This window comes from Nitrincola nitratireducens, assembly GCF_000585235.1.
Classification (GTDB): Bacteria; Pseudomonadota; Gammaproteobacteria; order Pseudomonadales; family Balneatricaceae; genus Nitrincola; species Nitrincola alkalisediminis.
Window position 1 is genome coordinate 97,522 of record NZ_AONB01000013.1, and the last position, 22,659, is coordinate 120,180.

General features: G+C 48.4%; 23 protein-coding genes, 4 tRNA genes, 1 other RNA gene and 1 pseudogene. 22 read left to right on the forward strand and 7 right to left on the reverse strand.

What is annotated here, in order from left to right; translation table 11 throughout:
• The first annotated feature begins 109 nt into the window (after nt 1-109).
• Together argH and D791_RS11875 are read left to right on the forward strand one after the other, a co-directional pair.
• A complete protein-coding gene (gene argH, locus D791_RS11870) occupies nt 110-1,510 on the forward strand; it encodes an argininosuccinate lyase (RefSeq protein ID WP_036511879.1) in 1,401 nt (466 codons plus the stop codon).
• A gap of 62 nt (nt 1,511-1,572) precedes the next feature.
• A complete protein-coding gene (locus D791_RS11875) occupies nt 1,573-2,481 on the forward strand; it encodes an AEC family transporter (protein ID WP_036511882.1) in 909 nt (302 codons plus the stop codon).
• Between the two features lie 334 nt (nt 2,482-2,815).
• Here the strand turns inward: D791_RS11875 and D791_RS11880 are convergent.
• From D791_RS11880 to D791_RS11890, 4 genes and pseudogenes are all read right to left on the reverse strand, one after another.
• Nucleotides 2,816-3,410 (reverse strand): annotated as a pseudogene (locus tag D791_RS11880) (5-formyltetrahydrofolate cyclo-ligase).
• 10 nt (nt 3,411-3,420) lie between these two features.
• A non-coding RNA gene (gene ssrS / locus D791_RS19725) (6S RNA) lies at nt 3,421-3,601 on the reverse strand.
• A gap of 36 nt (nt 3,602-3,637) precedes the next feature.
• Nucleotides 3,638-3,931: a cell division protein ZapA gene (locus D791_RS11885; RefSeq protein WP_036511884.1), complete on the reverse strand. Its 294-nt coding sequence runs from the start codon at nt 3,929-3,931 to the stop codon at nt 3,638-3,640.
• The gene (locus D791_RS11890; protein WP_036511886.1) at nt 3,928-4,137 is read right to left on the reverse strand and encodes a TIGR02449 family protein; all 210 of its coding nucleotides are present in this window, start codon (nt 4,135-4,137) and stop codon (nt 3,928-3,930) included. Before D791_RS11890 ends, D791_RS11885 begins: the two co-directional genes overlap by 4 nt.
• A gap of 137 nt (nt 4,138-4,274) precedes the next feature.
• Between D791_RS11890 and D791_RS11895 the strand changes: the two genes are divergently transcribed.
• From D791_RS11895 to D791_RS21475, 5 genes are read left to right on the forward strand one after another with little or no spacing between them, the layout of a single operon-like run.
• The gene (locus D791_RS11895; protein ID WP_036511888.1) at nt 4,275-4,862 is read left to right on the forward strand and encodes a UPF0149 family protein; all 588 of its coding nucleotides are present in this window, start codon (nt 4,275-4,277) and stop codon (nt 4,860-4,862) included.
• An 11-nt stretch (nt 4,863-4,873) separates the two neighbouring features.
• On the forward strand, nt 4,874-6,172 hold the full coding sequence (gene pepP / locus D791_RS11900; protein WP_337588644.1) for a Xaa-Pro aminopeptidase: 1,299 nt from the start codon (nt 4,874-4,876) through the stop codon (nt 6,170-6,172).
• A 29-nt stretch (nt 6,173-6,201) separates the two neighbouring features.
• Nucleotides 6,202-7,443 (forward strand): 2-octaprenyl-6-methoxyphenyl hydroxylase, encoded by a 1,242-nt coding sequence (ubiH, locus tag D791_RS11905; protein WP_036511890.1) that lies wholly within the window; start codon nt 6,202-6,204, stop codon nt 7,441-7,443.
• A gap of 11 nt (nt 7,444-7,454) precedes the next feature.
• Nucleotides 7,455-8,351, forward strand: coding sequence for an FAD-dependent monooxygenase (locus D791_RS11910; RefSeq protein WP_272944839.1), 897 nt, complete (start codon nt 7,455-7,457; stop codon nt 8,349-8,351).
• Nucleotides 8,352-8,380: 29 nt separating this feature from the next.
• Nucleotides 8,381-8,716 carry a Rossmann-fold NAD(P)-binding domain-containing protein gene (locus tag D791_RS21475; RefSeq protein WP_272944840.1) on the forward strand — a complete coding sequence of 112 codons (336 nt, stop codon included), beginning with the start codon at nt 8,381-8,383 and terminating at the stop codon, nt 8,714-8,716.
• Nucleotides 8,717-8,865: 149 nt separating this feature from the next.
• Here D791_RS21475 and D791_RS11915 read toward each other — a convergent pair whose 3' ends face one another.
• A complete protein-coding gene (locus D791_RS11915; RefSeq protein ID WP_036511892.1) occupies nt 8,866-10,155 on the reverse strand; it encodes a type II toxin-antitoxin system HipA family toxin in 1,290 nt (429 codons plus the stop codon).
• The gene (locus D791_RS11920) at nt 10,145-10,435 is read right to left on the reverse strand and encodes a helix-turn-helix domain-containing protein (RefSeq protein ID WP_036511894.1); all 291 of its coding nucleotides are present in this window, start codon (nt 10,433-10,435) and stop codon (nt 10,145-10,147) included. Before D791_RS11920 ends, D791_RS11915 begins: the two co-directional genes overlap by 11 nt.
• A gap of 259 nt (nt 10,436-10,694) precedes the next feature.
• Between D791_RS11920 and gcvT the strand changes: the two genes are divergently transcribed.
• The 3 genes from gcvT (at nt 10,695) to D791_RS11935 (ending at nt 13,472) form a co-directional block, all read left to right on the forward strand.
• Nucleotides 10,695-11,798, forward strand: coding sequence for a glycine cleavage system aminomethyltransferase GcvT (gcvT, locus tag D791_RS11925; RefSeq protein WP_036511896.1), 1,104 nt, complete (start codon nt 10,695-10,697; stop codon nt 11,796-11,798).
• A 17-nt stretch (nt 11,799-11,815) separates the two neighbouring features.
• Nucleotides 11,816-12,208, forward strand: a complete 393-nt coding sequence (gene gcvH, locus D791_RS11930) for a glycine cleavage system protein GcvH (RefSeq protein ID WP_036511898.1) — start codon at nt 11,816-11,818, stop codon at nt 12,206-12,208.
• Nucleotides 12,209-12,275: 67 nt separating this feature from the next.
• On the forward strand, nt 12,276-13,472 hold the full coding sequence (locus D791_RS11935) for a class I SAM-dependent rRNA methyltransferase (protein WP_036511900.1): 1,197 nt from the start codon (nt 12,276-12,278) through the stop codon (nt 13,470-13,472).
• Here D791_RS11935 and D791_RS11940 read toward each other — a convergent pair.
• Nucleotides 13,469-14,122: a histidinol-phosphatase gene (locus D791_RS11940; protein WP_036511902.1), complete on the reverse strand. Its 654-nt coding sequence runs from the start codon at nt 14,120-14,122 to the stop codon at nt 13,469-13,471. The genes D791_RS11935 and D791_RS11940 overlap by 4 nt on opposite strands.
• A gap of 258 nt (nt 14,123-14,380) precedes the next feature.
• Between D791_RS11940 and D791_RS11945 the strand changes: the two genes are divergently transcribed.
• From D791_RS11945 to D791_RS12000, 12 genes are all read left to right on the forward strand, one after another.
• The gene (locus D791_RS11945; RefSeq protein ID WP_036511904.1) at nt 14,381-14,869 is read left to right on the forward strand and encodes an RNA pyrophosphohydrolase; all 489 of its coding nucleotides are present in this window, start codon (nt 14,381-14,383) and stop codon (nt 14,867-14,869) included.
• Between the two features lie 23 nt (nt 14,870-14,892).
• Nucleotides 14,893-17,178 (forward strand): phosphoenolpyruvate--protein phosphotransferase, encoded by a 2,286-nt coding sequence (gene ptsP, locus D791_RS11950; RefSeq protein ID WP_237748627.1) that lies wholly within the window; start codon nt 14,893-14,895, stop codon nt 17,176-17,178.
• 26 nt (nt 17,179-17,204) lie between these two features.
• Complete coding sequence (locus D791_RS11955) at nt 17,205-17,996, forward strand: sulfite exporter TauE/SafE family protein (protein ID WP_036511906.1); 792 nt, start codon at nt 17,205-17,207, stop codon at nt 17,994-17,996.
• Nucleotides 17,997-18,007: 11 nt separating this feature from the next.
• Nucleotides 18,008-18,790 carry a prolipoprotein diacylglyceryl transferase gene (gene lgt / locus D791_RS11960; protein ID WP_036511908.1) on the forward strand — a complete coding sequence of 261 codons (783 nt, stop codon included), beginning with the start codon at nt 18,008-18,010 and terminating at the stop codon, nt 18,788-18,790.
• 35 nt (nt 18,791-18,825) lie between these two features.
• Complete coding sequence (locus D791_RS11965) at nt 18,826-19,668, forward strand: thymidylate synthase (protein WP_036511910.1); 843 nt, start codon at nt 18,826-18,828, stop codon at nt 19,666-19,668.
• Nucleotides 19,669-19,675: 7 nt separating this feature from the next.
• The gene (locus tag D791_RS11970) at nt 19,676-20,185 is read left to right on the forward strand and encodes a dihydrofolate reductase (protein ID WP_036511912.1); all 510 of its coding nucleotides are present in this window, start codon (nt 19,676-19,678) and stop codon (nt 20,183-20,185) included.
• Nucleotides 20,182-21,192, forward strand: a complete 1,011-nt coding sequence (gene birA, locus D791_RS11975) for a bifunctional biotin--[acetyl-CoA-carboxylase] ligase/biotin operon repressor BirA (RefSeq protein WP_051514477.1) — start codon at nt 20,182-20,184, stop codon at nt 21,190-21,192. The genes D791_RS11970 and birA overlap by 4 nt, the downstream gene beginning before the upstream one ends.
• Nucleotides 21,167-21,919 carry a type III pantothenate kinase gene (locus D791_RS11980; RefSeq protein ID WP_051514478.1) on the forward strand — a complete coding sequence of 251 codons (753 nt, stop codon included), beginning with the start codon at nt 21,167-21,169 and terminating at the stop codon, nt 21,917-21,919. The genes birA and D791_RS11980 overlap by 26 nt, the downstream gene beginning before the upstream one ends.
• Before the next feature lie 226 nt (nt 21,920-22,145).
• A tRNA-Thr gene (locus D791_RS11985) sits at nt 22,146-22,221 on the forward strand.
• Between the two features lie 26 nt (nt 22,222-22,247).
• A tRNA-Tyr gene (locus tag D791_RS11990) sits at nt 22,248-22,331 on the forward strand.
• A 19-nt stretch (nt 22,332-22,350) separates the two neighbouring features.
• Nucleotides 22,351-22,425 (forward strand) — tRNA-Gly (locus D791_RS11995).
• Nucleotides 22,426-22,430: 5 nt separating this feature from the next.
• A tRNA-Thr gene (locus D791_RS12000) sits at nt 22,431-22,505 on the forward strand.
• Nucleotides 22,506-22,659 lie beyond the last annotated feature (154 nt).

The window sequence follows — 22,659 nt, forward strand, 5'->3', positions numbered from 1 at the left end:
ACATGGGATTGTACCAGAAGACAGTGTTTCAGGCGAAATCCTACGTCCATTATGATGATAACATTGGTATAATTGCGTTTATTTTTTAGCCCTTCACGGAGATCTCAACATGAGTGAAAAAACCAATCAACAGTGGGGCGGACGTTTCTCGGAGCCTACCGATGCGTTCGTTGCTCGTTTTACCGCTTCAGTCATGTTTGATCAGCGTCTATTTAGACAGGATATTCAGGGATCAATTGCGCATGCGCGTATGTTGGCAAAGGTTGGCGTCTTAAGTGATGTGGAGCGTGATGACATTATTCGCGGGTTAAGCGAAATCCGTGTGGAAATCGAGCGAGGTGAGTTTGAGTGGTCGATTGAACTCGAAGATGTGCACATGAACATCGAAGCCGCCTTAACACGTAAAATTGGCATTACGGGTAAGAAGTTACACACAGGCCGTTCACGTAATGATCAAGTCGCTACGGATATCCGTTTGTATATGCGTGATGAAACGGATTTGATTTTAGACGAAATCAGTCGTTTACAAAGTGGGCTGTTAGATCTGGCTGAGCGTGAGGCCGATACAATCATGCCGGGCTTTACCCATTTACAAACGGCGCAGCCCGTCACGTTCGGTCATCATTTAATGGCTTGGTTTGAAATGCTCAGCCGTGATTACGAGCGCTTTGTGGATTGCCGGAAACGGATTAATGTTCTGCCGTTAGGTGCTGCCGCATTGGCGGGTACAACCTATCCGATTGATCGTTTTTATACCGCAGAGCTGCTTCAATTTTCGGCACCAACTAATAACTCGTTGGATGCCGTCTCAGATCGTGATTTTGCCATCGAGTTTTGTGCAGCATCCAGTTTGTTGCTGATGCACATGACACGTATGTCTGAAGAGTTGGTGTTGTGGACATCCTCACAGTTTAATTTCATTAACTTGCCGGATCGTTTCTGTACGGGCTCTTCAATTATGCCGCAAAAGAAAAATCCAGATGTGCCTGAATTGGTTCGCGGTAAAAGTGGACGCGTGTACGGTCATTTGGTGTCGTTGCTGACATTGATGAAGTCTCAACCGCTGGCGTACAACAAAGATAATCAAGAAGATAAAGAGCCGCTGTTCGATACGGTCGATACCGTTAAAGGCTGCCTGAGAGCCTTTGCAGATATGATCCCTGCGCTTGAAGCTCGTAAAGACGTCATGAGAGAAGCCGCACTGAGAGGCTTTTCAACCGCAACGGATTTGGCTGATTATTTGGTTCGCAAAGGTGTTGCCTTCCGTGATGCGCACGAAATCGTTGGATTGTCTGTCGCCTATGGTGTTCGCACACAGAAAGACCTAGGTGAAATGTCACTTGACGAGTTGCAACAGTTTTCAACAATCATAGAGGCCGATGTGTTTGATGTGTTGTCGCTGGATGGATCCGTCGCCGCTCGGAATCATATTGGTGGCACCGCACCTGATCAAGTGAGATGGGCTGTGCAACAGGGGCGTCAAATGCTCCAAGCGCGTTCAGTCGACTGATTCAGCAGAGGCATCTGGTGTTCTCTAGATGCCTTCATTCACCGAAGGTTTGAGGAAGGGCGATGCTACAGATCATCTCTGCGTTAGTGCCTATTTTTGCGTTGCTGATGATAGGTTTTCTGGCTCGCCGCCACGGATTTCCGGGTGAGGGATTTTGGGCGCCCGCTGAGCGTTTTACCTACTACCTGCTGTTTCCAGCCTTATTGGTGAATAGTTTGAGTCAGGCCAGTCTTTCAGGAGGAGAGTCTGTACGAATTGTATTGGCTGTTTTGGTTCTGTTGGCCATTGTCAGTGGTATTTGCGTGTTGCTCAAGAAACGCTTAGAGGTTGAATTTGCAACCTACACGTCGTTTTATCAAGGCAGTATGCGTTTTAATACCTTCGTTGCCTTGGCCACCACTTCGGCACTCTTGTCATCAGCGGGCTTAGTGGTGGCTGCCATTATTGCCGCGGTGATGATTCCTGTTCTTAATATACTCTGCGTTCTGGTGTTCTCCAGTGAAAAGGGTATTGGCTCCAATCTATTGCCCACGCTTAAGGCGCTCGTGACTAATCCACTGATTCTTGCCTGTTTTGCTGGGGTTCTTGTCAATCAACTGGGTGGGTTGCCATCGACGATATCTGCTACTCTCGGGTTGTTAGGGCAAATGGCATTACCCTTAGGATTACTGTCCGTGGGGGCTGCGCTAAACCTGAATGCACTGAGATCGTCCGGGCGGGTGCTGTATGTCTCGTCGGCAATCAAACTTCTGTTGTTCCCTGTTATTGCGTGGGGGGTTGCCTATGGGTTTCAGTTGTCCGAGTTGGCCTCTCAAGTGCTGATCATTTTTGCCGCTATGCCTACAGCCACGTCTGCCTATATTCTTGCTCGTCAGCTTGGGGGCGATGCGCCATTGATGGCCGCGATCATCACGGCACAAACGCTCTTTGCGATGGTGACCTTACCCTTGGTTTTGTCATTTGTCGGGTAAATTCAGCGCTTTTTTACGACTTTCGTGGTAAAGCGAATTAATGCTTGATTTTATTTCTGGATGTGAAAAACTATTGCGTCGATAGTTTTAAATTATAGAATGCTACGTTCGTTTGCACGCCAAGCATCTAGCACCTATTTCGCACGACGAGTTTGTCACTAACCTATTACAATTGTGAGATACGAGTGAATGAAAAGGAGTCCTGACCTTATTCTGGTTGTAGTATTGTTCTTTATTGTGGGCACGGTTATGACTGGTGTCTCACAAAGTGCCCCCGAGATAGCCTCATTAGTTCAGCAGGTTTTCAACAGTTAGTCCTAGCGTTATTCGGTGCTTAACAAGGATAGTAGTGTTTATCCGTAGCAATGCCCTGCAGGGGGATGTCCCACGACTCGGTGGGTAAATTCTCTGTTTTCTGCAGATCGTGTGCCAAGCCAATAAGCTTTGTTGAATTCATACCTTTAGACAGATGCTTGAAGCTAAACGTCCGGTCATAGTAGCCCCCCCATTCCTAATCTGCCTCCGTTTTGATCAAATGCAACCAATGGAAACATGACCAAACTTAAAGCCCAAGCCGGTCTTGGTTTGAGTCCCTGAATCACAGGTTCAGGAATTCGGTAGCAATTCAGGCGCATTTTGCTCTTTGCGGTGTAGGCCACAAAAATAAGTCGATGCTTGGCTGTGGGGTGCAGCTTAGGTAGGTATACTTTTTTTCCCGATGCCCAGCAGTACTGGATGAGAAGGCTTGGGTCTATTTCACCATCATTGGGTAAATAGAGGGCGATAGATTTGGCCTGTTGAAACCAGAGCTGAGACGTAACTGTTCGGCATAAGAGACGGGCGTTTTGGCGTTGCTGGTGTGGGGATAGAGCTCGGCGAGCGCTTCGCATCTGTTGGCGAAGTGTTTGTTTTTTGATGGCGGTCGACATGGTGTGTACAGGATCTCCCAGAATGCCGATATTGATTGTGGCCCTGAACCGTGAGGTTCAGAGTGGAGGCATTATCTGGCGTATTAGGCTTTCCGAAAGTTCGGACATGCACACAACACCAAAGTAACACCGCCAAGTAGGAATTTATAGGCTCGAGGGACTTAACCAACTCTCGAACATCCTAGGAGACAACCCTATTATAACAAATTTAAGACAATTGTCAGGTGTTATCCTTTTTTATCGTTCAGCGCTCGATCAATTTTATTACTGATACGTCGTAAGTTCATTTCAACAACGTGCCGTTGTTCTTCTTTGTTCTTCATCAACTCATGCGACATATTTAATGCCGCCATCACCGCAATGCGCTCCAGCCCGACGATTTTCCCTGTATTGCGTATATCACGCATTTTTTCATTGAGGTAATCGGCCGACGCCAGCAACTCGGCTTCGGCTCCGTCTGGACAGCTAATGGTGTACTCTTTATCGAGAAGTTTGACGGTCACGCTGCGAGATGCGCTCATGAGCGTTGCTCCAATGATTTGAGTCGGGCAATCATTGCCTCAACTTTGCTTTGAGTCTGGTTGTTAAGGGTTAGCAATTGATTGCGCTCATCTCTTAGACGAACTTCTTGTTCTTTAAGACGCACATTTTCATGCTCTAATTCTTCAAGGCGCGTAATTAATCGATCAATTTTATGTTCGAGCGCATCAAAATAGTGTTCACTCATGACGTACAGGTTCCTCTCAGCGTTAGCGTCAATATAAACAGCGCACGCTACGGGGTCAATCGGTGCTTTTGTTCATACTCTCTTCAGTAAATGCTAGCATATCAACATTCATTCATCATTGAGTAATGCGATGCGCTATGTCTAAAGATATATTCCCTACAGAACTGCCTGATTTTGATACGCTTGCGAATGCACTGATAGAAGAAGGCATTCTCACCCTTTCGCCCTCAGAACTGCATGGGGTGATTGCAGGTCATGTGGCGGCAGGAGCACGATTTGACCCTGATACATTACTCCGAATGCTTGCGGACCTGACCGACGTCAGTGCTTTTAAGCAAGAAGCCTCTAAACTAGGGTTGCTGAGCGTTTACCAAGCAACGCTTGTGCAACTCCAATCGGACTCTTTGGCCGTAGAATTATTATTGCCTGACGATGATCAAGCGCTCGGTGATCGAGTTGATGCGCTGGGGAGTTGGTGCAGTGGTTTTCTTGCTGGCTTTGGGATGCAGGTGGCAACGAAGCATTTGTCGGAACAAGTGAATGAGGCGATTCAAGACTTGGCTCAAATTGCGCAGATAGAAGCGGACTCAGAGGAAGAGCCTGGTGACGAGGCAAATTTCATGGAAGTGGCTGAGTATGTGCGCATGGCCTTGGTTTTGGTGTTTCTTGAGTATAATCAGCCCGATGTGGACGACTCATCGGACAAACCGGCAGTCTTGCATTAAGGGGTATTTGAATGTTGATGACATTAGATCAATCTGTTTTCGCCAGACGACGCGCACAGCTTATGTCAAAAATGCCTGACGGTAGCGTTGCACTGATCGCGGCGAACCGTTTGGTAACTCGAAATAGAGATGCGGAGTATGCTTTCCGACAAGACAGTAGTTTTTACTATCTGACGGGTTTTAATGAGCCGGATGCACTGTTGGTTTTGTTGCCGGGTCGGGATCAAGGTCGCAGCATTCTATTTTGTCAGCCCCGTGATCCAGCGATGGAAATCTGGACAGGTTTTAGAGCAGGTCCAGAAGGCTGCGTCAGTCAATATGGGATGGATCAAGCCTTTACCCTGTGCGATATAGACAAGCAACTGCCCGATTTGTTGGACGGTACACAGGCACTTTATTATGCCTGGGGCCAGAGCGCTGAGTTTGATGCGAAGGTTATGAATTGGTTAAAAGGATTACGTGAGGCGTCACGCCAAGGCCGTCATGCCCCTAGTCAGCTTGGATTGATTGATGATTTGCTACACGAAATGCGCCTGTTTAAAGATGACGCTGAAATTGCGCTCATGCAGCGCGCTGCCGATATTTCTGCACACGCGCATATTCGTGCGATGCAGGTGTGTCGTCCGGGTGTGATGGAGTATCAGTTAGAAGCTGAAATCCAGCATTATTGCGCAATGCAAGGCGCTCGTTTTCAAGCCTATACGCCCATTGTTGGAGGCGGTCAGAATGCCTGTATTCTCCATTACATAGAGAATAGCGCTGAGCTGAAGGATGGCGATTTGGTTTTGATTGATGCGGGGTGCGAACTGGATTGCTATGCAAGTGATATTACCCGCACTTTCCCGGTCAATGGGCGTTTTTCACCAGAGCAAAAAGCCTTGTACGGGCTCGTACTTGACGTGCAAAAGCAATGCATCGAGGCCATTAAGCCGGGAACGCCTTGGAATGCGATTCATGATTTGTCTGTAAGGCTGTTAACCGAAGGTTTGCTTGAGCTAGGTTTGTTGAAAGGTGAGGTCGATCAATTGATTGAAGCCGGTGCCTACAAGCCTTTTTATATGCACAGAATAGGGCACTGGCTGGGTATGGATGTTCATGACGTGGGTGCGTACAAGCAAAAAGGGGATTGGCGGCCTCTGGAAGAGGGAATGGTCATGACTGTAGAGCCTGGTCTGTATATAGCGGCGGATAATCAGGACGTTGATCCGCGTTGGCGAGGCATCGGAATACGAATTGAAGACGACGTGCTGGTAACAGCAACAGGTCATCATGTGTTGACGCTTCAGTGCCCAAAGAAATCGATGAAATAGAAGCCTTGATGGCGCGTTAGGAGTCTGTAATGGCACCCACATACGATCTATTGATTATTGGTGGTGGAATGGTCGGCGCCAGTTTAGCGACGGCGCTTCTACCCGTTGCTGACTCCTTAGGACTGTCCATTGCTGTCATTGAAGCACAGGCAATGCCGAGTCCTGGTGAACCCTATCAGCCGAGCTACGATGCTCGAACAACGGCACTATCCTTTGGAGCACGAAGCTTTTATGAACGCACGGGTGTGTGGCAGCGTCTGGCAGAGCACTTGACCCCGATTGAGCATATTCATGTTTCGGATAAAGGGCATTTTGGTGCGGCGCGTTTGCATGCTAAAGAGGAAGGCGTTCCAGCGCTGGGGTATGTGGTCGAGAATCATTGGTTAGGTCGTGTGCTGCTGGATCACCTTAGGGACAAGGGCCAGGGGGCTGTTGATTTAATCTGTCCAGCAGAGGTGATGTCTTTAACGCATCAGGCTGGGGGGTATAAAGTTGAGGTGCAATCGGGCGGTGACCGCTATGAGTGTCAGGCGCAATTAGTGGTGATGGCGGATGGTGGGCGCTCCGAGTTACGAAACACACTGGGTATTCCATATAGCCAAGAGAGTTATCAACAGTATGCATTGGTCAGCAATGTCAGCATTGATCGTCCACATGGGGGTGTCGCCTATGAGCGCTTTACGGCCACAGGCCCCATGGCCTTGTTACCCAGTGAGCCTCAAGGCTATGAGCAGCGTTGTGGGTTAATCTGGACATTGCCTGAGGCATCCATTGATCGGGTATTGAATCTATCGGACAGGGCATTTCTTCAGGAATTACAAGAGACATTTGGTTATCGAGCTGGACGTTTTATACGAGTGGGTGAGCGTTATCACTATCCTTTAAAGCTGACCGTGGCTCAAGAACAGGTCCGAACAGGGCTGGTCATGCTCGGCAATGCGGCGCACTCGCTGCATCCCATTGCCGGGCAGGGGTATAACCTTGCCTTGCGCGGAGTGACAGACTTAGCCGAAACAATCCTGGCCAGCTGTCGTCAACAACGCGCATTGGGCGATCTTGAAGCCTTGCAAGCCTTTGAGCAAAAGCGCCGCCAAGATCAGTTCAGAACCATTGCGTTTAGCGATAAAACGATGAAGTTGTTTTCCAACTCGAATAGCATTTCAGCACTGGGGCGCGATTTAGGCCTGCAGTTATTGGATGTGAGCCCACTGCTTAAAACCTTGCTAGCACGCTCGGCAATGGGCTTGGATTATCCGGCACTAAGGATCTAAGAGGAAAGATGATGTCTGAGACAGCAATGCGTTTTGATCTGGTAATCTCGGGTGCCGGTATGGTTGGCTTGGCGTTAGCCGCCGCCTTAGCGCCGACGGGGTTGCGTATTCTACTGCTTGAGCAGCAGGCTCTTGAGCAGAGTGGTGCATTAGATGCGCTGCCAAGTGATCGTTTTGATGTGCGCGTGAGCGCTTTGACAAAGGCATCGTCTCAGCTATTAGACTCTTTGGGTGCTTGGTCAATTATTGAGGGCTTGCGTGCGGCCGCTTATACCGATATGCATGTTTGGGACGGTATGGGGCGTGGCGAAATTCATTTCAGCGCGGATGAGTTGCATGAACCCTGTTTAGGTCATATCGTCGAAAACCGTATTATACATGCGGCGTTGCTCAAGGTTGTTCAGCAATATGCGCAGATCGAAATCATGCAAGGTGTTGGCCTGTCAGCGTTGAGCGCACCCGATGCAGCCGGTGGACGTCAGATCACCTTGACCAACAGTGACATTATTCATACACCGCTGTTGATTGGGGCCGATGGCGCGTTGTCAAAAACTAGGCAGCTCTCGGGTATTGGTGCAACGGAGTGGGATTACGGTCATCATGCGTTGGTGACCACCTTGATCAGTGAGCAGAGTCATCAACATACCTGTTGGCAGGTTTTTACCGAGGATGGCCCTTTGGCACTATTGCCTCTAGCATCTACTTCCCCACACTATTTATCATTGGTTTGGTCCACCTCTCCTGCACATGCGCGGTCCTTACAAGCGCTCTCAGACGAGGCACTAGGACAAGCGATTACTCATGCGGTGGGGGGGCGGCTAGGTGACATACGAGTGGCTGATCGAGTGATGGCATTAAATTTACGCCAAAGGCATGCGCATCAGTACGTTGATACAGGCTTAGCTTAATAGGTGATGCAGCGCATACGATTCATCCTCTGGCGGGGCAGGGCGTCAATCTTGGCTTTTTGGATGTCGCCTCACTGGCAGATGTGTTAACGCAAGCGCATCAGGCAGGAGAGTCTTTGTCATCACTGGCGGTACTGCGTCGGTTTCAGAGGCAAAGACGAGCCGAAAATATCAAAATGGCCGCGACCATGGAAGTGTTTCGCCGTCTGTTTGGACACAGGCCTGCGCCCATTCGTTTGTTGCGAAGCTTGGGCATGAAGGGTCTTGACCAACTGGCTCCGGTGAAAAATCATTTGGTAGCCATGGCGATGGGCACTAAAGGGGATTTGCCGCCTCTGTGTCGAGCACCCATTAGGGTGTTTTGAGGGAGAGTGTATTGCAACACTGTTGCAGACTCAGAAGAGTGTTTAGATACGCAAGTCGCCTTGTAGCTGTTGGCAAGTTTAGCTGGACTTTATCGTTAGCTACCACCCACTTTAAAGTCCTTTTTTGCTCAGCAGTAGGCTGCCATAGCTTAACCAAGCGTTCTATTTATAGCGTTTGTGGAGTTTCTTATCTGTTCGGCGATTAAACAGGCGGTCTGGCGTGTGACCCCTAATGTGGTTGCAACCTTATTGAAATCGGATACAACCTCAATAAGTTCCTTAATCACTTGTGCCGCGATTGGCCAGCGAGCAAAACCAGCGGCATCTGCCAGTTTTTGCAGTGCTTTAAGCGGGGGGTGTTTGCCAAAACCAGCAAAGGAGGTCGCGTGCTCACCGAAAGGGTGTGGGCTATAGGTGACATCGTAAAAGGGTGCAGGTTGCCATTCACCCTTATCACTTTGCAAAAATGCCCAGTTTTTACTGTGATCGTCTTGATTGCAGACCAATAGGTTAAAAATAGCCCTTTTGAATTGTAGTTGGCCTGCGGCGGGTGATTTACACAGCATCCTAGTGGCTTTAATAAGATCCTCGTAATCCAAGCTCGGTGAACGAAAATCAGCATCCAGTAAGCCGCACGCACTATGCAAATGGAGTCTACCAGACGATCCATCTGGGTTATTTACATAATCAAAGCGTCTGAGTGCTAGCCATTTTTCAGCCCCTGAACGCTGAGGTGCATTCAGCAATTTCCATATGGGTGGCTTTAGCCCTGCCTGCTCTGCCAATGTTAAATGGGCCGCCTCGCACACGCTTTCTTCATGGCCCAGCGCCAAATTGGCAGATGTAAATTTGACTAACCAAGCTTCATCATTTGGCTTGGGCGTAGTCCGGCATAGGTTAGGGTTATCGTCATCAAAATAGACTTGGGCTTTAGGTCTTGCACCGCCAGAGCTACCCGCGGCAATGAGTTCAGCCAAAACAACTTCAGTTTGACCATCAAATATTGCCTGTGCATTTAGCCCTAGCTTATCCAAGCTTATTTCTTCGTTTGACTTTTCCACATATTCTGATGTTGGGCTAAACGATAAGGCTCCCATTGCGGAGTTTCCTACAAATGCCAGGCGATCCATTGCGGTAATACTGGCTGGTAATAGGTCATGCTGACGAAAAACACGATCTTGCAGTAACAACCCCCAACCATCAGGTAATGCGTCGGCAAATACGCCATGTAATCCCCCATGGGGAGTCTTAGGTGCTTGTTGCAACGACGCATCAAAATGGATAGCAAATGGCGAGAGATTTTCAAAACGACTTAGATACGCTTGATCATACTGAAAGAAAACGCCATGGCGATTTTGCGCGAGCACACCAACAACAACCTTCTTACCAGATGAAAGTGTGCGCGACACAACGAGTTTTTGAACTGGCTTAAAGGCCATCTTTCAGCACCTCTTCAATTGATGTTGGCACTTTGAAGCGTTCAGCCTCCAACTGCGTTAATGCATAAAGACGTTTTAAGTCGTCGAGGGTTTGCCAGAGTAAAAGAAGCTGACGAAATGAGATCTGCCCTGTTAGCTCGAATTTTTTGATCGTTGCAGCAGGCACGGTACTTCGCTCTGCTAACTCTTCGCGGGAAAGCTTGGCTTGTTCTCGCTGCTTGCGCAGGTGGTTTGCAAATGCTTTTTGTACGTCATTTTCAGCTATTAATAAATGCTTCACCTGGTCATCCTAGATACAGTTTTATCCATTATAGGCCAAATTTAAACATTATGGATATAATCGTATCTATTCATGCATGTGCAGAGAGTAGTATCACTCATGGAAGATCTGTTATCGCCAGTGAAAAAAACTTACAGTAGACGTGCCTCATAATTGAATTAGAGTTGCTTTGTCGCTACATTAATATCCCTTTTTTGCACGACCTAGCAGAGCAGTGTGAGATTGTTCGCTTGAGAATGCCGTACAGATGAGTAACTTCATGGGAAATAAAACCGCACTTCACGCTATGCATCTTGCTATGGGAGCCAAACTGGTGGACTTTGGTGGATGGGATATGCCACTGAACTATGGTTCCCAAGTAGAGGAGCATCATCAGGTTCGTACAGACGCAGGCATGTTTGATGTATCACACATGACGGTTGTTGATGTAACAGGCCCAGATGCTCGGGAATATCTTCGTTTGTTGCTTGCGAACGACGTCGCTCGTTTGAAGCAAAAAGGCAAAGCTTTGTACTCCGCCATGCTGAATGAGCAGGGGGGTGTTATCGATGACCTGATTGTCTATTTAATGACGGACTCAGAGGTCGTCGGTGAAGGCTATCGACTCGTAGTCAATTGCGCTACGCGTGAAAAAGATTTGCGTTGGATGTCTGAGCGTGCCGCTAAAATGGATGTCGCCTTAACCGAGCAGCCTGAGCTTGCCATGATAGCCATTCAGGGGCCTAAGGCCATCGAAAAAACCAAATCCGTTTTGAGTTCCTACCGCCAAGCCTTAATAGATGAACTGGATGTATTTCAAGGTCATGAGTCCGAAGGCTGGTTTATTGCGCGCACAGGGTATACGGGTGAAGACGGTTTAGAAATCATGCTACCTGAAGATGAAGCCGCAGGCTTTTGGCAGCAACTGGCTGATGCTGGAGTAAAGCCTTGTGGTTTGGGAGCCAGAGACACCTTACGGTTAGAAGCAGGAATGAACCTCTATGGCCAAGACATGGATGAAAACGTCACACCTTTGGTCTCTAATATGGCCTGGACGGTTGCTTGGGAACCACAAGATCGCGCGTTCGTTGGACGCACGGCGTTAGAAGCTGAAAAAGCTCAGGGGCCAGCCTATAAGCTGGTTGGATTGGTGATGGAGTCACGCGGTGTGTTGCGCGCCCATCAACGAGTGATTACGGCAGAAGGGCAAGACGGTGAGATTACCAGTGGTAGCTTTTCACCGACATTGGGCTATTCTGTTGCATTAGCAAGACTGCCAATCACTCAGTCAGATACGGCTGAAGTGGATATGCGAGGCAAGCAAGTTTGTGTCAAGATAGTAAGGCCACCGTTTGTTCGAAACGGTAAACAAGTATATTCCTGAAACAGGTAGGATTAAGTATGAGTAGCATTCCCGCTGAATTAAAGTATGTCGCTAGTCACGAGTGGATTCGTGATGAAGGTGATGGAACCTTCACGATTGGTGTCACGGACCATGCGCAAGATCTGCTGGGTGATGTCGTGTTTGTTGAGCTGCCAGAGGTGGGCGACGAGCTGGCAGCGGGTGATGATGCAGGTGTCGTTGAGTCTGTTAAGGCGGCTTCTGATATCTATGCTCCACTTACAGGTGAAGTGATTGCGATTAACGAAGATTTAGAAGATGCACCAGAACTGGTGAACTCAGATCCTTATGGTGACGGTTGGTTCTTCCGTATTCGTATAAGCGATCCTGCGGAGTTAGACGATTTGCTGGATGCCGATGGTTACGCAGAGCATTGCGAATCAGAAAGCTGATAACTCTGTGATTTTTACACAAACAACCTACGAATGAATCGTAGGTTGCTTCTCTAAAGCGATATATATGAACTTTCAACCGCTTATTCTAAACGCAGGTGCTGAGAAGCGTTTGCGTGCTGGCCATGTTTGGATTTACAGCAACGAAATTAACACACAGCTTTCGCCACTCAAGCAGTTCGAGGCAGGTGAGCAGGTGTGTGTACAAGATGCGCGAGGAAAGGTGCTAGGGTTAGCCTACGTCAATCCTAACAATCTTATTTGTGGTCGCTTAATCAGTCGCGATATTAAATACCCTTTGGATCGTTCGTTGCTGGTTCACCGATTGAATATAGCGCTTGCTTTGCGTGAACGCTGTTTCTCCGAAAACTGCTACCGTTTGGTCTACGGTGAGTCAGACGGTCTACCAGGTTTGGTGATCGATCGCTTTTACGATATTTTCGTTGTCCAGATTTCCACCGCAGGGATGGAGCGCGTCAAGGCCGATATTGTGGATGCCTTGAACAAGGTATTCACACCGCAAGCGATTCTTTTGCGTAACGATGGGAAAATGCGTGCCCTCGAAGGGCTTGATAGTTATGTCGAAGTCGTTCAGGGTGAAGTGCCAGAGTTAGCTCCGCTGAGTGAAAATGGCGTGTCGTTGGTGGCACCCGTTCTGGATGGCCAAAAGACGGGCTGGTTCTATGACCATCGGGAAAATCGTGCCCGAATGATGTCCTTGGTCAAAGGAAAGCGTGTGCTGGATTTATTCAGTTATGTCGGAGGCTGGGGTGCGCAAGCGCTTGCAGCTGGAGCCTCTGAAGTCATTTGTGTCGATGCATCGCAAACAGCCTTAGACGTTGCTGCAGAGAATGCGCGCCTCAATCAAGGTGAAACACGCTTTAAGGGATTGAAAGGCGATGCATTTGATATTTGCAAAGCCTTAACCGCTGAGGGCGAACGCTTTGATGTGGTTGTGGTTGACCCGCCTGCGTTTATTCAGCGTCGCAAAGATATTCGCAATGGTGAAAGGGCCTATTCTCGGATCAATAACTTCGCCATGCGTTTGTTAAGTCGTGACGGTGTGTTGGTATCAGGCTCTTGCTCAATGCATTTAAGCCAAGAAAGCCTGATTGATATTCTACGCGGAAATAGCCGAGAGCTTGATCGAAGCGCGCAAGTCTTTGCGTTAGGTCATCAGGGTGCAGATCACCCCATGCATCCGGCTATCCCCGAAACGAATTATCTTAAAGCCTGCTTCATGCGTGTGTTGCCAGGCTACTAGCGTAAATCGATAATTGGCCAAGCGCGCTCGTTAGCAACCTTGGTCAAAATCTCGTCGGGATTTACGGCAACAGGGTTGTCCACTTTTTCGAGCAGCGGTAAGTCGTTGCAAGAATCGCTGTAAAAATAGCTGCCGCTTAACGAATGCCCAGTCTTTTCAAGCCACTCGTGCAAGCGTGTCACTTTTCCATCTTGAAAGCAAGGGCGGCCAATAAAGCGGCCCGTGTATTGGTTGTTCAAGAATTCGGGCTCGGTCGCTAAAATATCGTCCACGCCAAAGCGCTCGGCAATAGGGCGAGTGATAAAGCCATTCGTGGCGGTGATGATAAGAAGATAGTCCCCTTGGTCTCGGTGCTGTTTGAGCAACGCAAGTGCCTTGGGGAGGATGATGGGTTCGATTTTTGTTTGCATAAACTCTTGATGCCAGGCTTGTAAATCAGCGATAGGGTGCTGAGTAAGCGGCTTTAAAGCGAAACTTAGGAATTCAACAATATCCAATGACCCGTTTTGGTATTGTTTGTAGAAGTAATCGTTGGCATCTTGATAGACCTGTGGATCCACAATTCCTTTTTCGCATAAAAACGCTCCCCATGCGTGGTCACTGTCACCACCAAGCAGAGTGTTATCAAGATCAAAAATAGCCAGCCTCACGGTACGATACTCCAAGTCCTGTTTTAAAATGACGCAATCATATGCTCTAATGCATTGTATAAACAAAGGTCTACGGGGTTTAATGCAGAGATTTCTCAGAAATACAATGAAACTAGGCGCATTGAGTGATAATAGAAAGAATAGCTTAGACTGAAGCATGGGTGATATGCAATCCAATCGGATAAGATGGCTATTTGCGTGAACCCGTAGATGTGGAACAATAAACAGACTATAAAGAAATACTCAGGTAAAAATATTGTGATTGATTCAGAGGGCTTCCGACCGAATGTCGGCATCATCCTGGTGAACTCGCTGGGTCAGGTACTGTGGGCAAGGCGAGTCGGCCAGGATGCGTGGCAGTTTCCTCAGGGTGGGATTCAAGACCATGAATCACCTGAAGAGGCAATGTATCGGGAATTGCAAGAAGAAATAGGCTTGTCGGCAAACGACGTCGAAATTCTTGCAGTGACTCGGGGATGGTTACGCTATCGTTTGCCCAAACGCATGGTGAGACGACACAGTCATCCTGTTTGTATTGGGCAAAAGCAAAAATGGTTTTTGTTGCAGATGCTAAGTAAGGATACGGCCGTGAAGATCGATCTTACGGACTCTCCAGAGTTTGATGGCTGGCAGTGGGTGAGTTACTGGTATCCGCTGGGTCAGGTTGTGTCGTTCAAGCGTGAAGTGTATCGGAAAGCCATGAAGGAGTTGTCTCCTAAGCTGATTCGACTGCATACGAACATCTAATAATAACGCTGGGGAGTGGCAACATGAGCATCTTAAATGTGTTACGCAAAATAGTTCAGGAAGTGGGTATCGCGCCTGATCTAAATGCAGTGTTGTCGATCATTGTTAGCCGTGTTCAAAAAGCCATGAAAACGGAAGTCTGTTCCGTTTTCTTGTTGGATAAAACGGTGCAACGTTATGTATTAATGGCAACGCATGGCTTAAATCAAGAAGCCGTGGGTCATGTTAGCTTAGGCCTAAATGAAGGCATTGTGGGGGTGGTCGCACAGCGCGCCGAGCCGATTAATCTTCAAGATGCCTTTACCCACCCCTCCTTTCATTATTTGCAAATTACCGGAGAGGAGCGCTTCCACGCCTTTTTAGGGGTTCCTATTATTCACCAACGTGAAGTCTTGGGTGTCTTGGTTGTGCAGCAGCACGAAAAAAGGCGTTTTGATGAGAGTGAAGAGGCATTTTTGGTCACGCTGTCTGCACAATTGGCGGGCATTATTGCGCACTCTCATGCCACCGGAAATCATTACGCCTTAGGAGCATCCCTGAACGGCAAACTGGATGTACGTTATGAAGGGGTATCCGGCGCGCCGGGTGTCGCGATTGGTCGAGTGATCGTTGTATCCTTGCCTGCCGATCTGGACACAGTGCCGGATAAAACCACGGATGATCCCGAAGCGGAGTTGCAAGCCTTTAATCAAGCGCTCGAAGCCGTCCGAGATGAGATACGTCAGGTTGCGGCTAATTTATCTGAACGCTTAAGCGTTGATGAGCGTGCCTTATTTGATGTGTATTTACGCATGCTTGATGACAATGCGCTGGCATTGGAAGTGTCGGATCGTATTCGTGCAGGTTCGTGGGCTCAGGGTGCCTTAAAAGAGGTCATCAGTGAGCATGTACGCGCCTTTTCCGCCATGGACGACAGTTATCTCAGTGAGCGTGCAACCGATATTAAAGACTTGGGTCGAAGAATATTGCGACACCTTCAAGACGAGGTGCACAATGACGTTACCTACCCTGAAAATGCTATTCTATTGGCCGATGAGTTAACGCCGGCTATGTTGGGTATGGTGCCTGAAGGAAAGTTGTCGGGGCTTGTGTCCATCAGTGGTTCCGGTAACTCCCATGCTGCAATTTTGGCGAGATCTATGGGTATTCCTACAGTGATGGGTGTGGCCAATATTCCGTATTTGCGCTTGAATGCGTGTGAAATTGTCGTCGATGGTTACAGCGGACGTGTTTATCTCAATCCTTCGGAAGAGTTGCTACAAGCCTATGGCCGTATTCTGAGTGATGAGCGAGCTGTTCTGGATCAGCTTAATGCGCTAAAAGAGTTGCCCGCCATTACCAAAGATGGATATCGATTGCCCTTATGGGTAAATACGGGATTGGCGGCGGATGTTGCGCGATCGTTAGAACGAGGTGCTGAAGGGATAGGTTTATACCGTACCGAAATTCCGTTTATGATTCGTGATTGTTTCCCGAGTGAAATGGAACAACTTGAAAGTTATCGAACTCAGCTTGCGGCCTTTGCTCCTGCGCTTGTCACCATGCGTACGTTAGATATCGGTGGAGATAAAGCCCTGCCGTATTTTCCTATTCACGAAGAAAACCCCTCCTTAGGTTGGCGCGGTATTCGAGTGACATTGGACCACCCAGAAATTTTCATGGTGCAGGTTAGGGCCATGTTGCGGGCATCGGTCGGCTTGAACAATCTGAGAATCATGTTGCCCATGGTGACCAGCCTTCATGAGGTTGAAGAGGCTATTCGACAGATAGAGCGTGCATGTCATGAATTGAGAGATGAGGGCTATGATGTCAAACGTCCTCCTATAGGCGTGATGATCGAGGTGCCCGCTGCAGTCTATCAAGCGCGACGCTTTGCGCGCATGGTTGATTTTATTTCCGTTGGTTCGAATGATCTTACGCAATATTTACTTGCAGTCGATAGGAACAATCCGCGGGTAGCCGGTCTATACGCTTCGTATCATCCAGCTGTTCTAAAAGCGTTGGATTTTATTGTGCACGAGGCGCATAAAGAAAAAAAACACGTGTCAATCTGTGGTGAAATTGCGGCCGATCCCGGGGGTGCGCTGTTATTGATGGCGATGGGGTATGATGTCTTATCTGTGAACGCAAACAATCTACTGCGTGTTAAATACGCGATACGCGAGGTCACCTTAGAGGATGCTCGTCAACTGCTGCACCGTGTTAGAATGATGCATGACGCTGAAGAAATACATCAAGAGTTGCGTCGTTCGTTGAAGGCTTTTGGTTTGACGCGTTTGACGCGCCCGGCCACACCTGAAAAAGAATAGTCTATTGGATAGATAAGGAATCCCCTATGTTGATGGTTATAGCGCTATATTTAGCGCTAGGTGCGTTTGCAGGACTGGTTGCAGGGCTGTTTGGTATTGGTGGAGGGCTTATTATAGTCCCCGTGTTGATTTTTAGTTTCGAAGCGCAAGGGATGCCCGTTGAGCATCTAACACACATGGCGGTTGCGACTTCACTTGCCACCATTGTGATTACATCTATTAGTTCAGTTCGTGCGCATCATGCCAAAGGTGCAGTGGATTGGTCTCTATTTCGCTCTTTGGCACTGGGGATAGTGATCGGTGCTATGCTCGGGGTAAATACAGCCATGTTGTTACCAGGGCATGTATTGCAAATGATTTTAGGGGTGTTCGCCTTGTTGGTCGCGTTGCAAATGGCATTTTCTTTGCAACCGAAACAAAGCGGTACTGTGCCGACAGGCATTGAACTGACGGGTGCGGGTGGCATCATTGGTTGGGCATCTTCAATTTTTGGCATAGGCGGCGGGACGATGTCAGTGCCTTATCTGACATGGCGTCGTCAGGAAATGCGTCGTGCAGTTGCAACGTCAGCGGCTTGTGGGCTGCCGATTGCGGTCATGGGTGCATTAACCAATATTTGGGTAGGATTAGACAAATCGCTTCCAGAGTGGAGCTTGGGTTATGTGTATCTTCCGGCCTTTCTGGGGATTGTGATTAGCAGTTCATTGTTTGCGGGTCTGGGGGCGCGGCTTGCGCATAAGCTTCCGCAGCCCGTATTAAAAAAGTGTTTTGCTGCGTTTTTGTTTGCGATTGCGATGCGGTTTCTAGTGTTTAATTAGGTGATATAAAAATGTGGGAACATGCAATAAATCCCGTGGCGCTATCTTTGGGTCCTTTGCAGATCCACTGGTACGGAATGATGTACATGGTGGGCTTTGGTGCGGCTTGGTGGTTGGGTAATCGACGAGCCGCGCAGCCAGGATCAGGATGGAGTGAGCAACAGGTATCCGATCTGATTTTTTGGGGTGCTGTTGGTGTGATTCTGGGTGGTCGAATGGGGTATGTTGTTTTCTACCACTTTGATTACTTTCTTCAAGACCCTCTGTGGTTATTTGCTATCTGGGAGGGTGGGATGTCCTTTCATGGTGGTTTTCTGGGTGTGCTTGCCGCCTTGGCCATCTTTGCCAAAAAGTATCAAAAATCCTTCTTTGACATTGGTGATTTTGTTGCGCCATTAATTCCAATTGGTCTCGGTGCGGGGCGTTTGGGCAATTTTATTGGAGGCGAGTTGTGGGGTAAGGCGACGGATCAAACCTGGGGAGTGATTTTTCCAGCTGCAGGAGACGGTTTGGCACGTCATCCATCCCAGCTTTATCAAATGTTTTTGGAAGGCTTTGTCCTGTTTAGTGTTCTGTGGTTTTTCTCTGCAAAACCTCGGCCACGTATGGCGGTCTCCGGACTGTTTCTTACGTTGTATGGTGTGTTTCGAATTGCGGTTGAAACCCTGCGGGAGCCCGATCCACAATTGGGTTACTTGGCGTTTAATGCGATAACCATGGGGCAAGTGCTGTCGCTGCCGATGGTTATATGTGGGGTTGTATTCCTGACGCTGGCCTATCGTAAGGCGAGCTAAATAAAGTTGAACAGTATGACTGATGGAGTTTGCACATGCGGGCGTATTTAGACCTGATGCAAGAGATCTTAGATAAAGGTGAAGATCGAGGTGATCGAACAGGGACGGGCACTCGATCCTTGTTTGGTCGACAAATGCGCTTTGATTTGCAAGAAGGCTTTCCCTTATTGACCACAAAAAAAGTGCATATGAAGTCTGTAATTCATGAACTGTTATGGTTTTTATCAGGCAGTACGGATAATCGACGTTTACAGGCACAGGGGGTGACCATTTGGAATGAATGGGCGCTTGAAAATGGAGACTTAGGGCCTGTATATGGCAAACAGTGGCGGTCATGGCAGTGTCCAGATGGCCGTACCATTGATCAAATTTCAAACGTCGTTGAGCAAATTAAATGCCGTCCAGAATCTCGCCGTTTATTGGTCAGTGGCTGGAATCCGGCTGATTTGCCTGATGAGGGTTTAAGTCCACAAGAAAATGCTCGGTTAGGGAAAGCTGCTTTGCCCCCTTGTCATACATTGTTTCAGTTTTATGTGGCAAAGGGTGCGCTCAGTTGTCAGCTTTATCAGCGCAGTGCAGATTATTTTTTGGGTGTCCCATTTAATATAGCGTCCTATGCGCTACTCACGCACATGATTGCGCAGCAGTGTGATCTGGCGGTCGGGGAGTTTGTGCACACGTTTGGTGATTTACATCTGTATCATAACCACATCTCGGATCCCAGTATCGTAGCTGAACAGTTATCAAGAGAGCCAAGGCCGTTACCAAGGCTTGTGATTAAGCGCAAGCCTGCCTCATTGTTTGAATACGAATATGATGACTTTGAGATATTGGACTACGATCCCTACCCGCCCATCAAAGCACCTATTGCTATTTGAGGTTGTTATGCGTCTATCGATTATTGTCGCCCAGTCCACGAATCGCGTGATTGGGCGGCAGAATAAGTTGCCTTGGTATTTACCTGAGGATTTGAAGTATTTTAAGCGGATTACTCAGGGTAAGCCCATTATTATGGGGCGTAAAACCTATGAGTCTATCGGTCGTCCTTTGCCTGGGCGTTTGAATATAGTGATTACGCGCAGCCCAACCTATCAGCCACCCGGAGTTAAAGTGGTGAATAGTTTGGAGGCTGCCATTGAATTGGCCGAGCATCAGGCGCTGATTGATGGGGTTGATGAAGCGTTGATTATAGGCGGTGCTGAGATTTATCAGCAGGCAATGAGCTTGGCAGAGCGTCTGTATTTAACCCAGGTGCATGCGGAAATCGAGGGGGATGCGTATTTCCCAGAAATACATGTGCAAAAATGGCAGCAAGTTTTAAAAGAAGATTTTAATGCGATTGAGCCTAACCCGTATCCATATAGTTTTATTGTCTATCAAGCGAGCTCAGAATGATCGCTAAACTCACTGCGCCGTCTTCAATAGGAGCGACCACCCTTGATTTGTTAAGGTTGCTATCGGATGGTCAGTTTCATTCGGGAAGCCTGGTGGCGTCTAAGTTAGGGGTAAGTCGAACGGCGATATGGAAGCAGGTTAAGCTGCTGGAAGCGGTGGGGTTGGAGGTGTCCAGTGTTCGTGGCAAAGGCTATCGCATACCCGGAGGAGTGGATCTTATCAATGGGGATCAATTGGAGGAGGCGTTGCATCATCCTGCATTGAATTCGATTGAGTGTTTGCAACTGAGTGTTTGCTCCGGCTCAACAAACACGGATGCGATGGATGCATTTCGTCATGGGTATCATCGTGCTTTGTGCGTCACCGAGCAACAAACGCAAGGGCGCGGTCGGCGCGGGCGTACTTGGGCGAGTCCCTTTGCAGCGAATCTTTGCTTTTCGTTGGCTTGGCGATTTGGGGTTGGCGTCGCGGCACTTGAGGGCTTGAGTTTGGTGGTAGGTATGGCTATTCGTTCGGCCTTGACCGAACTTGGAGTGTTGAATGTTGCGCTAAAATGGCCAAACGATGTCCTAGTCGAGCGAAAAAAATTAGCTGGCGTGTTGATCGAAGTGTCAGGTGATACCTCCATTGAGAGTCAAGTGGTGATCGGTATCGGCATTAATGTTGCGATGCCTGCAAGTATCGCTCGTGAAATAGATCAGCCGTGGACGGACTTGAAGTCTCAGGGCTTGGTCTGCAGTCGTACTGATTTATTGATTATGCTCTTAAAACATTTGTTACCTGCGCTAAGCGTGTTTGAGAAGCAGGGTTTTGCACACTTTACATCGCAGTGGAATGAAGCAGATGCATTTAAGGGGCAGATAGTGTCTGTTAAGACGCTTTCGCAGTCTTGGGAAGGGGTATGTCAGGGGGTAAATGACTCAGGCGCATTGTTGCTTGAAGGAGCGGATGGCGTGCACGCTTTGCATGGGGGAGAGTTGAGTGTCCGGCTTGCCGAAAGTGCTTGAAATTGATATCGGAAATACACAGCTAAAATGGAGGGTTGTGGGGCAGGTTGGGAAAACAGCTGTCCAGCGTGCCAGTACAGAAGCGTTTCTAGCGGGAGATGTACAGGATGCGGCATTTTCTGGTGTGACGCGTGTTCGTGTTGCCTCTGTTGCCAGTGATGCGATCAATGAGCGCTTGCGATTGTCTTTACAGGCGATATGCTCTCAGGTGTTTTTTGCTCAATCTGTAGCGCAGATGTATGACTTAGTGAATGCCTATGAAAGGCCCGAAAAAATGGGCGTAGATCGTTGGCTCGGCATGCTAGCTGCATGGCAGCGTCAGCGTTCAGGCCTCTGTGTGATCGATTGCGGCAGTGCAATCACCGTCGATTGGGTAGATGCGCAAGGACAGCATTTGGGGGGGTATATCATCCCAGGACTTAGAATGATGCAAACCTCTCTGCTGAACAACACAGCAAGGGTTAAGTTCGATCCTCAGTCATTTGGCTGGGATGAAGCGCCTGGTGTCACAACGGAGGCCTGTGTTAAAAATGGAAGCAGTTATCTATTGAGTGCCTTGGCAGAAAAAATACAACGTCAAGCCGATGAGAAAGGCATCCAGAGTCTTGTTGTAACCGGCGGGGATGGGCATTTCTTGGTGGATTATTTGCGAAGAGCTCAATGGGAGCCTGAGTTGGTGATGGAGGGGTTAGCGTGGGCGGATCAATGTTCTGGCGTTGGATGTTAATGTTTGTGCTGTTGTTAAATGTTTTGGCTGGTTTTTGGTTTTTTCAAAATCAGTCGGCGCCGACACCGCGTATCGATTCTTCGCCCTCGGAGGAATCCATCATTCTGCTGAATGAGCGGTAAACCTAAGAAAAAAGATTTTTTTAAAAAAAAAGTATAAAAAAATCAAAATAAGGCTTGCAAAGATATATTCCGCTCAGTAATATACGCACCACTTCGATGGCAACGCCGGTATAGCTCAGTAGGTAGAGCAACTGACTTGTAATCAGTAGGTCCCGGGTTCGACTCCTGGTGCCGGCACCACGAAGGATCAAGATGTAAATCGATGTGGTGGGATTCCCGAGTGGCCAAAGGGATCAGACTGTAAATCTGACGCGAGAGCTTCGGTGGTTCGAATCCACCTCCCACCACCACCTCGATCAGCTACGCCCGGCGGGTATGGTATAGTGGCTATTACCTCAGCCTTCCAAGCTGAAGAGGCGGGTTCGATTCCCGCTACCCGCTCCAAATTCGCTCATGTAGCTCAGGGGTAGAGCACACCCTTGGTAAGGGTGAGGTCGGCGGTTCAATTCCGCCCATGAGCTCCATGTATTGTTAAGGGTAGATATAGTAATATGTCTGCCCTTTGTTGTATTTATGGCCTTAGGTCAACAAACTTAGATTGGGAATTCAAGATGGCTAAGAAAGCTTTTGAACGTAACAAGCCTCACGTCAACGTAGGAACAATCGGACACGTTGACC

Bases quoted from the DNA above. Each gene is read 5' to 3' on its own strand.
- D791_RS11970 (WP_036511912.1), top strand. From the start codon at position 19,676: ATGCGTCTATCGATTATTGTCGCCCAGTCCACGAATCGCGTGATTGGG.
- D791_RS11915 (WP_036511892.1), bottom strand. From the start codon at position 10,155: ATGGCCTTTAAGCCAGTTCAAAAACTCGTTGTGTCGCGCACACTTTCA.
- D791_RS11875 (WP_036511882.1), top strand. From the start codon at position 1,573: ATGCTACAGATCATCTCTGCGTTAGTGCCTATTTTTGCGTTGCTGATG.
- ubiH (WP_036511890.1), top strand. From the start codon at position 6,202: ATGGCACCCACATACGATCTATTGATTATTGGTGGTGGAATGGTCGGC.
- D791_RS11935 (WP_036511900.1), top strand. From the start codon at position 12,276: ATGAACTTTCAACCGCTTATTCTAAACGCAGGTGCTGAGAAGCGTTTG.
- D791_RS11955 (WP_036511906.1), top strand. From the start codon at position 17,205: ATGTTGATGGTTATAGCGCTATATTTAGCGCTAGGTGCGTTTGCAGGA.
- D791_RS11885 (WP_036511884.1), bottom strand. From the start codon at position 3,931: ATGAGCGCATCTCGCAGCGTGACCGTCAAACTTCTCGATAAAGAGTAC.
- ptsP (WP_237748627.1), top strand. From the start codon at position 14,893: ATGAGCATCTTAAATGTGTTACGCAAAATAGTTCAGGAAGTGGGTATC.
- pepP (WP_337588644.1), top strand. From the start codon at position 4,874: ATGTTGATGACATTAGATCAATCTGTTTTCGCCAGACGACGCGCACAG.
- gcvH (WP_036511898.1), top strand. From the start codon at position 11,816: ATGAGTAGCATTCCCGCTGAATTAAAGTATGTCGCTAGTCACGAGTGG.
- lgt (WP_036511908.1), top strand. From the start codon at position 18,008: ATGTGGGAACATGCAATAAATCCCGTGGCGCTATCTTTGGGTCCTTTG.
- D791_RS11890 (WP_036511886.1), bottom strand. From the start codon at position 4,137: ATGAGTGAACACTATTTTGATGCGCTCGAACATAAAATTGATCGATTA.
- D791_RS11910 (WP_272944839.1), top strand. From the start codon at position 7,455: ATGTCTGAGACAGCAATGCGTTTTGATCTGGTAATCTCGGGTGCCGGT.
- argH (WP_036511879.1), top strand. From the start codon at position 110: ATGAGTGAAAAAACCAATCAACAGTGGGGCGGACGTTTCTCGGAGCCT.
- D791_RS11965 (WP_036511910.1), top strand. From the start codon at position 18,826: ATGCGGGCGTATTTAGACCTGATGCAAGAGATCTTAGATAAAGGTGAA.
- birA (WP_051514477.1), top strand. From the start codon at position 20,182: ATGATCGCTAAACTCACTGCGCCGTCTTCAATAGGAGCGACCACCCTT.
- gcvT (WP_036511896.1), top strand. From the start codon at position 10,695: ATGGGAAATAAAACCGCACTTCACGCTATGCATCTTGCTATGGGAGCC.
- D791_RS11895 (WP_036511888.1), top strand. From the start codon at position 4,275: ATGTCTAAAGATATATTCCCTACAGAACTGCCTGATTTTGATACGCTT.